At 60.0% G+C, this 13137-nt stretch carries 11 protein-coding genes; 4 read left to right on the top strand and 7 right to left on the bottom strand.

What is annotated here, in order from left to right:
- Positions 1–14: 14 nt before the first annotated feature.
- From ACWFSR_RS03765 to ACWFSR_RS03750, 4 genes are all read right to left on the bottom strand, one after another.
- Positions 15–1766 (bottom strand): dipeptide ABC transporter ATP-binding protein, encoded by a 1752-nt coding sequence (locus ACWFSR_RS03765; RefSeq protein ID WP_197107386.1) that lies wholly within the window; start codon positions 1764–1766, stop codon positions 15–17.
- The gene (locus ACWFSR_RS03760; protein ID WP_197107387.1) at positions 1763–2722 is read right to left on the bottom strand and encodes an ABC transporter permease; all 960 of its coding nucleotides are present in this window, start codon (positions 2720–2722) and stop codon (positions 1763–1765) included. The genes ACWFSR_RS03765 and ACWFSR_RS03760 overlap by 4 nt, the downstream gene beginning before the upstream one ends.
- Positions 2712–3641, bottom strand: coding sequence for an ABC transporter permease (locus tag ACWFSR_RS03755; RefSeq protein WP_197107388.1), 930 nt, complete (start codon positions 3639–3641; stop codon positions 2712–2714). The genes ACWFSR_RS03760 and ACWFSR_RS03755 overlap by 11 nt, the downstream gene beginning before the upstream one ends.
- Before the next feature lie 137 nt (positions 3642–3778).
- Positions 3779–5389 carry a peptide ABC transporter substrate-binding protein gene (locus tag ACWFSR_RS03750; protein WP_197107389.1) on the bottom strand — a complete coding sequence of 537 codons (1611 nt, stop codon included), beginning with the start codon at positions 5387–5389 and terminating at the stop codon, positions 3779–3781.
- A gap of 249 nt (positions 5390–5638) precedes the next feature.
- Here ACWFSR_RS03750 and ACWFSR_RS03745 point away from each other — a divergent pair, with 249 nt between their 5' ends.
- From ACWFSR_RS03745 to ACWFSR_RS03730, 4 genes are read left to right on the top strand one after another with little or no spacing between them, the layout of a single operon-like run.
- A complete protein-coding gene (locus tag ACWFSR_RS03745; protein WP_197107390.1) occupies positions 5639–6040 on the top strand; it encodes a thiol-disulfide oxidoreductase DCC family protein in 402 nt (133 codons plus the stop codon).
- Complete coding sequence (locus tag ACWFSR_RS03740) at positions 6037–6819, top strand: CPBP family intramembrane glutamic endopeptidase (RefSeq protein WP_447523097.1); 783 nt, start codon at positions 6037–6039, stop codon at positions 6817–6819. The genes ACWFSR_RS03745 and ACWFSR_RS03740 overlap by 4 nt, the downstream gene beginning before the upstream one ends.
- A 51-nt stretch (positions 6820–6870) precedes the next feature.
- Positions 6871–7347 (top strand): GyrI-like domain-containing protein, encoded by a 477-nt coding sequence (locus ACWFSR_RS03735; RefSeq protein ID WP_447523096.1) that lies wholly within the window; start codon positions 6871–6873, stop codon positions 7345–7347.
- 20 nt (positions 7348–7367) lie between these two features.
- The gene (locus ACWFSR_RS03730) at positions 7368–7790 is read left to right on the top strand and encodes a VOC family protein (RefSeq protein WP_197107393.1); all 423 of its coding nucleotides are present in this window, start codon (positions 7368–7370) and stop codon (positions 7788–7790) included.
- A 32-nt stretch (positions 7791–7822) separates the two neighbouring features.
- Here the strand turns inward: ACWFSR_RS03730 and ACWFSR_RS03725 are convergent, their stop codons facing one another.
- The 3 genes from ACWFSR_RS03725 to gcvH form a co-directional block, all read right to left on the bottom strand.
- Positions 7823–9580, bottom strand: a complete 1758-nt coding sequence (locus tag ACWFSR_RS03725) for a VWA domain-containing protein (RefSeq protein WP_197110283.1) — start codon at positions 9578–9580, stop codon at positions 7823–7825.
- A 257-nt stretch (positions 9581–9837) separates the two neighbouring features.
- Entirely contained in the window at positions 9838–12765 is a 2928-nt protein-coding gene (gene gcvP / locus ACWFSR_RS03720; RefSeq protein ID WP_447523095.1) for an aminomethyl-transferring glycine dehydrogenase, read from the bottom strand.
- Complete coding sequence (gene gcvH / locus ACWFSR_RS03715) at positions 12765–13136, bottom strand: glycine cleavage system protein GcvH (RefSeq protein ID WP_447523094.1); 372 nt, start codon at positions 13134–13136, stop codon at positions 12765–12767. Before gcvH ends, gcvP begins: the two co-directional genes overlap by 1 nt.
- Between the last annotated feature and the right edge of the window lies 1 nt (position 13137).

Raw genomic sequence — 13137 nt, 5'->3', positions numbered from 1 at the left:
TCTGCACCGAGAAACTAGGCGCCGAGTGTGATGTTGGCGCCGGGGATCGCTTCGAGCAATTCCTGTGTGTAGGGATTGCTGGAGTTCTCAAAGACCTCGTCTGTTGACGCGGCTTCTACGATGCGGCCACCCTGCATGACGCAGACGTTATCCGCGACCAACCGCACGACAGCAAGGTCGTGGGTGATGAACAGGTAGGTCAGATCGAGCTCAGTCTGCAGTTCGGTGAGCAAGTTGAGAACTTGCCCCTGAACCAGCACATCGAGCGCCGACACTGCTTCGTCAAGCACCAGAACTTCTGGCTTGAGCGCCAACGCCCGAGCGATAGCCACCCGCTGACGCTGACCACCGGAGAGCTCGCCGGGGTAACGATGACGTGCGGCCTGCGGAAGCGAGACCTGATCAAGCAATTCGCTCACGCGCTTGAAACGCTCTTTCGCTGTGCCCAGCTTATGAGCCAGCAGCGGCTCAGCGATCGTGTTGCCTACGCTGTATTGCGGATCGAGCGAACCGTAGGGATCTTGGAACACGGGCTGTACACGGCGACGGAACTCGAGGAGCTCCTGTCCCTTGATTCCGGCAAGGTCTTTGCCATCAAACTCGATGGTTCCGCTCGTGAGGGACTCAAGTTGCAGAATCAGCTTGGCCACCGTGGACTTGCCAGAACCAGACTCTCCAACCAGGGCGGTCGTCGTGCCTTTCTTGACGCCGAACGAGATGTCGTTGACTGCGAGGAGCTTGTCCTTGCGGAACCCCTGCTTGCGAATCTCGTAGACCTTGGTGATGTTGCTTACCTTGATCAGGTCTTGATCTGCCGCAGCTTCTCGAGTCGCAGCTCGAGCAATGAGGGCCTCATCGAGCGATCCTTCCCCGAAAATCTTCGGGGCTTCGCCGTCGGGGCTCGACGTCTTGATCGATTGAATACGACGCGATGCCAAGCTCGGCGCCGCAGAAACAAGACGCTGAGTGTAAGGATGCTGCGGGTTCTCAAGAATCTCCCGCGACGGGCCTGACTCAACAACCTTGCCCTTGTACATCACCACGAGCTGTTCTGCGCGCTCCGCGGCAAGGCCGAGGTCGTGCGTGATGAACAACACTGACGTGCCGTAGTCACGCGTGAGCGTTTGCAGGTGATCGAGGATCTGACGTTGCACCGTGACGTCGAGTGCTGAGGTCGGCTCGTCGGCGATCAGGAGCTTCGGGCGGGCGGAGAGCCCGATACCGATGAGTACGCGCTGGCGCATTCCTCCCGAGAACTGATGGGGGTACTGCTTCAGGCGCTCGCTCGCGTCGCTCAGACCAGCTTCCTGCAGCACTTCGATAGTGCGCTCTCTCGCTTGTTTGCCTTGAGCAAGCCCGTTGGCCCTGATCGCCTCTTCGACTTGAAAGCCGATGCTCCAGACGGGGTTGAGGTTCGACATGGGGTCTTGGGGAACGTAACCGATCTGGCTACCGCGCACTTCAGCGAATTGAGCGTCAGTGAAGGTAGAAAGATCGTTTCCCTCGAACTCAATCGAACCGCCGACGACCTTTCCGGCGCCGGGAAGAAGCCCGATGACAGCTTGGGCCGTCGTGGACTTGCCCGATCCGGATTCGCCAACGATCGCCAACGACTGCCCTTGGTAGAGCGTGAGGTCGACACCACGCACGGCGGAGACGATTCCGCGCTGCGTTTCGAAGCCCACTTCGAGCCCGCGGATTTTCAGCAGCGGGGTTTCTTCGGTAGAAGCGTCAGGAGTCACTGGAACTGTTTCTGGATTGGTCATCGGCGTGCTCTCGCTTCCGGGTCAAGGGCATCGCGAACTACGTCGCCGAACATGAGGAAGGCGAGAACGGTGATCGACAGCGCAGCCGATGGCAGCAACAGGGTCTGCGGATGCGTGCGAACCGTTACTTGCGCCTGGTTGATCTCGTTTCCCCACGACATCACGGTCGGGGGCAGGCCGATTCCGAGGAACCCCAGCGTCGCTTCAGCAACGATGAAGATACCCAGCGACACGGTCGCTACGACGATTACCGGCGCGATTGCGTTGGGCACGACGTGGCGCACGAGTGTCTTGAATCGCGAGACACCGAGTGCTGCTGACGCAGTGACGTAGTCAGAGTTGCGTGCCGAGAGAACTGCACCACGCATGATTCGAGCGATCTGTGGCCACGCAAAGAGCGACAGCACGAGCGAGACCGTCAGAGCGTCGCGAACCGAGATAACCGAGAACAGAACGATTGCTCCGAGAACGGTGGGGACAGCGAAGAAGACGTCACCAAGACGCGAGACGATCGAATCGAGGAGCCCGCCATAGAAGCCAGCAAGAGCTCCGATGACGCCGCCGAAGAGCGTGACGATCACGGTGGTCAACAGACCGATCGTCACCGAAGCCTGGGTTCCGAAGATGATTCGCGAGTAGACGTCGCAGCCTTGACGGTTGAACCCGAGCGGATGACCGGCCTGCGGATCGCCATTGCTGAACTTCAGGTAGCACTCGCGTGGATCGACGCTCGCAAATAATCCCGGGAACAGGGCGACGATAAGGATCACGAAGATGAGACTGGAGGAAATCCAGAACATGGGACGACGACGCATGGCCTCCCACGCATCGGTCCATGTGCTGCGAGCCTTTCCGGTTTCGTCAACCTGATCGACCTCGGCTACCGGGGTTTCCGCCAGCGAGGCGATGAAGTGTTCTTGACCGGGCCGTTGGCGGCCAGTGTTGTTACTTTGCATAACGAATCCTTGGGTCGAGCGCGGCGTAGAGCAAGTCGACGAGCAAGTTGGCGAGCACGAAGATGATGACCATCACTGCAACGAACGAGACGACTGTGGGGCCTTCTCCCAACGTGATTGCTCGGTAGACGGTTCCACCGACACCGTTAATGTTGAAGATTCCTTCAGTTACGATCGCGCCGACCATGAGCGAACCGATGTCGACACCCAGGTAGGTGACGACGGGAACGAGCGAGTTCCGCAGAACGTGCACGGTAACCACACGACGTCGAGAAAGCCCCTTCGCCGTTGCGGTGCGCACAAAGTCAGCGTTGAGGTTGTCTGCGACGCTCGCACGAGTAAGCCGCACGATGTAGGCAAACGACACCGAGGCCAGCACGATCGCGGGCAAGATCAACTCGCCCCAGGGGGCCGAGCCGCTCACCGTTGTTCTCGCCCAGCCAAGCTGGATACCGAAGACGAATTGCAGCACGAAACCAACCACGAAGGTGGGGACCGAAATGAGCAGAAGGCTGATGACAAGAGCGGAAGCGTCGAAGAGCTTTCCCTTGCGAAGACCAGCAACGAGACCAACGATGATTCCGAAGAATGCTTCGATCGCGAGCGCAAGAATGGCGAGGCGCGCAGTGATTGGGAAGGCCTGAGCCATGACATCAACCACGGGGCGACCCGAGAAAGTGGTTCCGAGATCACCCTGAAACAGTCCGCCAATGTAGAGCAGGTACTGAACGAGGAACGGCTTGTCGAGGTTGTACTCGGCCCGAATAGCTTCGATCACTCCCGGAGCTGGCGGGTGGTCGCCGTACAGAGCGGCGATGGGATCGCCAGGAACGGCGAAAACCATGAAGTAGATCAGAAAGGTCGCGCCGAAAAATACGGGGATCATCTGAAGGAAACGCTTGCCGGCGTACCACAGCATTAGATGGTTTCCTCGGAGGAACGGATAAGCATAAGAGTCACAATCACTGAATGAGGGTACTCAGTGTAATGCCCGGGGCCAAAACAGCCCCGGGCATCACACGTTGAGAGTGGAAACTGGGTAAACCGATGAACTACTTAGTTCTTGGTTACCTCGTTGTACAGCGGGACAGAGTCCCAACCGAATACAACGTTGTCAACGCTGTCAGAGTAGACACCGGTGACGTTGGAGTACCACAGCGGGATCGAAGGAAGGTCGACCAAGAGAACTTCTTGAGCTTCCTGGTACTTCGCTGTTGCCTCTTCTACCGAGGTTGCGCTAGCACCCTCAGCAAGGATGGCTTCGAACTCGGGGCTCGAGTAGCCTTCCTTGTTCGAGCCAGCGCCATCAACGTAGAGCGGGCCGAGGAAGTTGTACAGCGACGGGTAGTCAGCTTGCCATCCAGCACGAGTTCCACCGGTGAGTGCGTTAGCGTCACGGTCGTTGAGTGCGTCAGCGAACGTGGGGTATGCCTTGCCCTGAGCTTCAATTCCGAGCGAGTTGCTGATGCTGTTAGCAACAGCGTCAACCCATGCCTGGTGTCCGCCATCAGCGTTGTATGCGAGGTCGAAGACAGTGTCTCCGTACGGCGCAATTGCGTCAGCTTCTGCCCACAGCTTCTTGGCCTCATCCGGGTTGAAGTCAAGAACTTCAGCACCAGCAAGGTTGTCGGAGTGACCAGCGATTACCGGCGAAGTGAAGTCGGTAGCGGGGGTACGGGTGCCCTGGAAGATGACATCCGTGATCTCAGCGCGGTCGATCGACATCGAGATCGCTGCACGACGCAGCTCTCCCTCTTCGCCCGACCAGTGCTCGAGGTAGTAAGGCAGGTTGAACGCCTGGAAGATTGCTGCAGGCTGGTTCACCGAACGACCAGGGAAGTCTGAATCGTAGGTAGCAAATGCCGAGTCGGGGACAGCATCGAGGATATCAAGGTTGCCACCGAGAGCGTCAGCGTATGCCGCGTCCTGGCTGGTGTAGAAGATGATCGAAACGCCACCGTTGGCGGGCGTACGAACACCGTCGTAGTCAGGGTTCGTGACGAGGTCGATCTGTACGTCGTGCTGCCAAGCGCCTTCTTCGGCGAGCATGTACGGACCGTTACCGATGGGGTTCTCGCCGAAAACGTCGAGGTCTTCCCATGCAGCCTCAGGCAACGGCATGAATGCCGAGTAGCCGAGACGCAGCGGGAAGTCTGCTTCAGGGTTGATGAGAGCAACGGTGAACTCAGTGTCGCTTACAGCATCAAGACCGGTAAGTTCTGACTCTTCGTCGTAGCTGAAGCCTTCGATGTTGTCGAAGAAGTACGAGGAGCTCTGTGCGTTGCTGAGGAGCGCGCCGTACTGCCAGGCCTTAATGAAGGAGTCCGACGTGACGGGCTCACCGTTAGTGAAGGTCCAGCCCTCGTTAAGCGTGACGGTCCAGTTTTGGCCATCCTCAGACTCGATCGACTGAGCGACTTCGTTTTCTACATCGCCATCGGCGGTGTACGAAACCAGACCAGCGAAGATCGAGGTAACAATCTTTCCACCGCCAGTTTCAGTGGTGTTCGTCGGAATGAGCGACTGCTGTGGCTCGCTTCCGTTCGTGGTGATGATCGCGGCGCTGTCACCTTCGGCAGGCGCCTCGCTCGCCGAGCAGCCCGCAAGAGCGAGCGCTGAGGCTGACAGCAGTGCGACTGCACTGATGCCTATGCGTGATCTCTTCAATGTTTCCTCCTGTGCAGAATTGTGCAAACGGCACGGAATTTTTGACGCCGCACCGCGCTTGATAGTTCACACCCTAAAACGGGGGGATGCCCCAAGCAAAACTGTAAAGCCAAACGTTACACAGCAGTAACGCTCGTGAAGATTATGTGCATACTTTGCAGAATTCCCGCGCACTAACGCTGTCATTCACTACAAATCTGCGCAATCGCGTCCGGAGCAGCACCCAGCAACGTGAGTTAACATCTTTCCATGTCGCAACCGAGCCCGGCTTCCCGCACGCCCCAGTCCATACTGATCTTTGACGGTGACTGCGCATTTTGCACTCTCTGGGTCAATCGTTTGCAGGCCATTCTTCCGGTGTTTCCCGAAAGCACTCCCTGGCAATGGACCGATCTCGATGACTACGCGCTGACTCAGGACGACGTCGAGAAAGCAGCCTGGTTCGTGACTCCTACTCGACAGTTCGCTGGACACATGGCTTTCTCCGCCCTCCTCAGAATTCAGCCACAGATCGGATGGCGCTTCCTCGGCCACCTCATTGCCACTGAGCCATTCAGCACCATCGCCTCTCTCGGCTACCGCTTCGTCGCGCGCTACCGCCACCGTCTGCCCGGCGGAACACCAGCCTGCGCCGTGCGCCCCTCCGCGTGAGTTCAACACCAGCGCTTCCCCAATCGCGCGGGCGACTGTGGTCAGAAATATCGATCGTTCTTGCACTCTCGCTTGGAGCATCCGCGATCTATTCGATCGTCTCGATCACGAACAGGCTGACCCGCACCGAATCGTTGTCGCAGCAAACCGCAACGCTGAACTCGTCACTCAGCACACGGCCAACTTTCGACCTGATCTACCAGTTGCTGGGAATCACCTTTGATCTCGCGCCCGTCGCGCTCGTAGCGTTTCTCTTGTGGAACACCACAAAGCCTCGACTGTCGCGACTCGGAATCGACTTCACACGACCGGTTCGCGATGGCCTGACCGGCGTCGCACTGGCACTAGCGATTGGAATCCCCGGAATTGCCGTGTACCTCGGCGGGCGCGCTCTCGGCGTCACCGTGAACGTGGTTCCGGCTGCACTCGACCAGTACTGGTGGACCGTGCCCGTGCTACTGCTCTCGGCTCTGCGTGCGGGCATCACCGAAGAAGTCATCGTGATCGGCTACCTGTACGCCCGACTTGGCGACCTTGGCTGGGGCCGGTGGCAGATCATTATCTCGACTGCAATACTGCGCGGCACCTACCACCTCTATCAGGGCATCGGCGCGTTTATTGGCAATGTCGCCATGGGGTTGCTCTTTGGCTGGCTCTACACGCGCTATCGCCGCGTGTTGCCTCTCGTGATCGCCCACACGCTCATCGACGCCGCGATCTTTGTCGGCTACGGCTGGGCTCTCGGCGCCTTCCCCGCGCTCTTGGGCACCACCCAATAAGTTCTCCACAACCGGTACCGCTCGCCGGATGCGAGGCGTAGAGTGTGGCGCATGTCGCCGGAAATCACTATTGAAACAGTGCCAAGCCATATCGTTGCCGGCATCGAGTTCTCGACAACGATGGAGACTCTGCCTGCCGACATGAGCAGCGTTATCGATACCCTGCTCGCCGAAACCGCCGACTCTGCCATCACCGTCCTCGGGCCCGTGATGGCCGTATACACCGACGAGATGCGCGCTGATGGGCCGTGGAACTGCGAGGTCTGCGTTCCGGTCGCAAACGGTCTCATCGATCATCCGGTTCTCACGACACATGAACTCGCCGGTGGCCGTGTCGCCACCGTCACGCACACGGGCCCGTACGACGGCCTGAAGACGACCTATAACGCCATCTTTGGATGGTTCACCGAACACGGTCACACTTACGCCGGAGCGCCGCGCGAGATCTATCTCAACGCGCCTGGCGAGGTCGATGACGCGGAACTCCTGACCCGCATCGAGTTTCCCGTGGTTCCCGCCGCGGGATAGCCCCCCGAGAGGAAACGCCGATGAAAACGAACCCTTACCTGAGCTTCAGAGACAATGCTCGCGAAGCCCTCACCTACTACCAGTCCGTCTTCGGCGGCACCACGGAAATCCACACCTTTGCCGATTTCAATGCCAGTGAAGATCCTGATGAACAAGAGTGGGTCATGCACGGACAGCTGGAGTCCCCGGCCGGAATCACTCTCATGATGGCCGACACCCCGAAAACACAGGAATACGCCCCCGGTGGGCCGATGTCGATCTCAATTGCGGGATTCCTCAGCGAAAAAGCCGCCATCGAGAACTACTGGGACAAGCTGTGCGACGGTGGACGAATCGACATGCCGCTCGAGCGCGCCGAATGGGGCGGGATCTTCGGAATGGTACTCGACCGCTACTCCGTGAACTGGATCGTCAGCATCAGCGACGACAACGAGACGCGTTAGCTCTCGGCCAGTTCAGCCGGCCACCCCGGCTGCTACGTGCAGTTTGGGCGACACGACCGTTGACTCAGGGCATCCACGAGCACCTTGCCGAGGTCCTCGGGCACAGCAGCGGAATACGCTGCACCACCCGTCGACTGGGCAATCTCTGTCATTGACTTGAGGTCAGTGTCGGGACCGAATCCGATCAAGATCACCGGAACGGGCTCATTCGGGTCGTCAATCGCCTTCAGGTTTTTCAGAAGCGCCGACAGGCTGATGCCGTTGTCATCTTCGTTGTAGCCATCAGTGATGAGCAGAACCGAGTTGATCTTCGACGGGTCGTAATCTTCCTTGACCTCCTTGACCGCAGCCAAGATGGTGTCATAGAGCCCCGTGTAGCCGTAAATGCGATCCGGCAACGATGCGACGACGCCGTTGATCTGCGACACGTGAGCGGGATCTGACAGCGGCGCAATCGGCGACAGCGGTTCCCAGTCTTGGGTGCCGATACGGTTTTGCGAGAAGGCCCACACCCCCAGCTCGGCTTCACCCGAGAACTTTGACAGCGCCTCGCTTGCCGCAAGCTGGAACACGTCGATGCGGCGCAGGCCGTTACTCGCCGGGTCGAGCATGGAACCTGAAGTGTCAATGACAACGAGAAGTCGCGAACGAAGCGTCAGAACACTCCACGAGCGAAGAATCTCGATCTGGACGGCAGCATCCGCCGTCGGCTTCGCTTCGGTTGCTGTCTCGGGGACTCCTGTCACCCTCAAGTCACCGCCGCCGTCAGCATCGCGGAACCCCTGCTTGGCCAAGACTTCAGCGGACAAGCGCGTCGCCGCAGCCAGTGCCGTCAAAAGCCGTTGGGGAGAGTCGGCCGCAGTTATCTCGCTCGCCACTGCAGCAGAAGCCGTAGTAGACGTCGACGTAGCAGAAGCGGAAGTCTCCGCTGTCTCATCCCCACTAATGACCTCAACGAAGGGGTAGGTCAATTCGACCGTGCCGTCCGTCGGATACAGCGCAATCATGGGCGAGGACTCTGACGCACTGTTATAAGTGGCAACTTCGCGTTCCGTCGTCACGACAACGGTGGGCAGCGTTGCATCAGTCGCCAGCCCGAAGGCCTCTTCGGACGTTTGGGGAATTGTCTTTCCCATGGCGATCATGGCGCCGGCGAACTGGCGCGGATCTTCAGCAGACGAAACCGACTGGAGCTGCGCAAGCCCGGCAAGACTCGCGGTATTCGCCTCGGGATCGGGCACAAGGGTCGTTACGGTTCCGGTGAGCAGTGATTCCCACGACAGCGGGGTGTCTCCGAGTTTGGCTACTTGGGACGCCGATGTGGCCAGCACGACGGGCGTACTCGCGACGTAGTCGGTGATCTCGAGCTCGGGAGCAGTGCGCCCGAGCGAATCAGCCATCGACGTAACGCGATCAAGCCAGGCCGCCGAATCGGGAACCCACGCATCGAGATCGCCCGCAACACCCGAAGCGAACAGCGCAGCAGTGTCTGCGGAGACGAGCGAACGCACTTCGGTCTCGGTGCAGTTGCCGTCAGCCTCATCGAACTCCGCCGCGACAATGGTCAGTGCGGGAGCAATCGACGGGTCAGCCGCAATCACCACAGGGCGAGTCTCAGTGCAGCCGCCAGCGAGAGGCGCAACAGCGTTGGAAATCCATCCAATAGCACCCAATTGGATGCCAGCGAGCGAGAGCGCAGCAATAGCAACTAGCGCAATAGGCGCCAGCCACCAGCGTTTCTTCCACCGCTGCCAAAAGGTCTTACGGTGTCGATGCCGTCGGGTGGTCACGAACGTCTCCAGTCGGTGAAACAGCGATTTGGGGTTGTCGGGTCAACCACTCGCCGTACACCAGACGCACATTACAACATCCGGAGAGGGAAAATCCAGCCAAAGTGAAGAATTTTCTCCACAGGAGAGGCCGATGCCAGATGAATACTGGTGTCCCACTTTCGGGGGACAAATTTATGGCGCGTGCAGAACCGAACTGGATCGGTTCTGCACGCGCCATTTTCCGTCGCAGAGGCGACGAAAACTAGTGCGATTTATTAGTGCGCAAACGCCTCAATCGGAGGGCACGAGCAGACCAGATTGCGGTCGCCATAGGCGTTGTCAACACGACGAACCGGCGGCCAGTACTTGCCCGACACGAGGGAGCTCAACGGATACACCGCTTGCTCCCGCGAGTACGAGTGATCCCAGTCGCCCGCGATCACCGAATGCGCCGTGTGCGGAGCATTGATGAGGGGGTTGTCGTCGGCAGGCCACGTTCCGGCCGCCACGGCATCCGCTTCTTCCTTGATGGCAATCATCGCGTCGATGAAGCGATCAAGCTCGGCGAGGTCTTCGCTCTCGGTGGGCTCGACCATGAGCGTGCCCGATACAGGGAACGACATCGTCGGTGCGTGGAAACCGTAGTCAATGAGGCGCTTGGCGACATCGTTGTTGTCGATGCCGGTCGCCTCCTTGAGCGGACGCAAATCGAGGATGCACTCGTGCGCAACGAGGCCGTTGTCTCCCGCGTAGAGCACGGGGAAATGGTCGCGAAGGCGCACCGCAATGTAGTTCGCGGAGAGCACCGCGGCACCGGTTGCCGCCTTGAGGCCGGCCGATCCCATCATGCGCACGTACGCCCACGTGATGGGCAGGATGCTCGGGCTTCCGTAGGGCGCAGCGCTCACCGCTCCCCCGGCGTGAACATACGGACCGGCAGCACCGGTCTGCATGTCGAATGCCGGATGGTGCTGGCTCTGCGCCATGGGATGGCCAGGCAAGAACTTGGCCAAGTGTGCTTTCGCAACGACCGGACCAACCCCGGGGCCGCCGCCGCCGTGCGGGATGCAGAAGGTCTTGTGCAGGTTGAGGTGGCTGACGTCGCCGCCAAAGTCACCGAACCGCGCGTAACCGAGCAGAGCGTTGAGGTTGGCACCGTCAACGTACACCTGTCCACCAGCGTCGTGCACAGCCTGCGTGATCTCACGCACTTCGTGCTCGTACACCCCGTGAGTCGAGGGGTAGGTAATCATGAGGGCGGCGATTTCACTCGCGTGCTCAGCGATCTTGGCGCGCAGATCATCGAGGTCGACGTTGCCGAGGTCATCGCAGGCCACGACCACGACACGCATTCCGGCGAGCATCGCGCTGGCGGCGTTGGTGCCGTGAGCACTCGACGGGATGAGGCAGATCGTACGTTCCGGATTACCGTTCGCACGGTGGTAGCCACGAATCGCGAGGAGCCCCGCGAGTTCGCCCTGGCTGCCCGCGTTCGGCTGCAACGACGCGGTGTCGTACCCGGTGACCTCGGTGAGCCACGACTCGAGGTGCGAAATCATGACGAGGTACCCGGAGACATCTTCGGCAGGAGCGAAGGGGTGGATGCCCGCAAATTCCGGCCAGCTCACCGCTTCCATCTCGCTTGCAGCGTTCAGCTTCATCGTGCACGAGCCCAGCGGGATCATGCCGCGGTCGAGCGCGTAGTCCTTGTCGGCGAGGTACTTGAGGTAGCGCATCATGCTCGTCTCCGAGCGGTGCGTGTTGAAGACCGGGTGCGTGAGGTACTCGCTCGTGCGGTTGAGAGCCTCGGGAATGGTGGTGTCGTCGGGCGAGTAGCTGAAGAAACCACCCTCCAGCCCGAAGGCGTCGGCGAGATCATTCTCTTGTGCGGCGAGCATTCCGCCATAGGGCTGCGTCGATACTTCGTCGAAGCTCACACGCACAGTGTCAGCATCCACGACATAAATCAGGATGTCACTCTCGAGTGCCTTGGCGGCGATCGCCTGAGCCTGGCCCTTTTTCGTCACCGAGAGGGTGTCAAAGAAGGTGCTGTTCTCGACCGTGTAGCCCGCGGCGGTCAGGCGTGCCGCGAACTTGGCAGTGTCGTGGTGAATGCGCTGAGCGATTCGCTTGAGACCTTGGGGACCGTGATAGACGGCATACATGGATGCCATGACAGCCAACAAAACCTGTGCAGTACAGATGTTGGAGGTCGCCTTCTCGCGGCGGATGTGCTGCTCACGCGCCTGCAACGAAAGGCGGTAGGCGGGGTCGCCGGCGGCATCCTGAGATACGCCGACGAGGCGGCCGGGCAACTGACGTTCGAGGCCCTTGCGCACGGACATGTAGCCGGCGTGCGGTCCGCCGAAGCCCATCGGAACGCCGAAGCGTTGCGTGGTGCCGACAGCAACATCTGCGCCGAGTTCTCCTGGCGACTTCAGCATCGTGAGGGCGAGCAGGTCGGCAGCAACAACAGCGAGTCCACCGTGAGCCTTGACCGCGGCGATAACCTCGCTGGAATCCCACACGCGACCGGTTGCACCCGGGTACTGGATGAGCGCACCAAAGCATTCCGGCAGCTCAGGGTTCGCACCGAGCGTGGCCAGGTCGAGCTCTACAAGCTCAATTCCGAGAGCCTCCGCGCGGTTCGCCAGCAGAGCCTTGGTCTGCGGAAAAGTGTCGGCATCCACGATGAACACGGGCGACTCCACGCGAGCCGCACGGCGCGCAAGAAGCATTCCCTCCACAGCGGCGGTGCCCTCATCGAGCATCGACGCGTTTGTCGTGGTCATGCCTGCAAGGTCTGCAACCATCGTCTGGAAGTTGAGGAGCGCCTCAAGGCGACCCTGCGAAATTTCCGGCTGGTACGGCGTGTACGCCGTGTACCAGCTCGGGTTCTCGAGCACGTTTCGCTTGATCACAGCGGGCGTAATGGTGTCGTAATACCCGAGACCGATCATGCTGCGACGAACCTTGTTCGCGCCAGCGAGGGCGCGCAGTTCGGCGAGCGCCTCACGCTCAGAGGCAGGAGCCGGGATCGTGGAATTCACGACCGGAGTCTGGTGAATGGCGGGCGGAACCGCGGCATCCACGAGCGATTCGAGGCTGTCGTAGCCGACAGCGGCCAACATGCTGGCCTGGGCTGCGTCATCCGTGCCGATGTGGCGGTCAGCAAACGTGCCGCTGATGAAAGGGTTGGGCATTATTCGCCTGTCAATGCGGTGTATTCGTCGAGGCTGAGCATCGACGGGAGTTCAGTAAATTCGATCTTCACGAGCCAGCCTTCACCGAAGGGGTCGCTGTTGACGAGTTCGGGGCTGTCGGCGACAGCATCGTTGGATTCGACAACGGTTCCCGCAACGGGAGCAAAGAGTTCACCCACCGACTTGGTCGACTCGATCTCGCCGACGATCTTGCCCTCAGCGACGGTGGCGCCGACCTTGGGCAGGTCAACGAAGACGATGTCGCCCAGTTTGCCTGCCGCGAAGTCGGTGATTCCGACCGTCGCGATGGTGCCGTCGACCAGCACCCATTCGTGCTCGGCGGTGTACTGCAATTCGCTCTTCTCAGCCATG

This window comes from Salinibacterium sp. NYA9b, assembly GCF_976973725.1.
The sequence above is the reverse complement of the archived record's forward strand: the minus strand, read 5'-3'. Positions and strand labels throughout refer to the sequence as shown.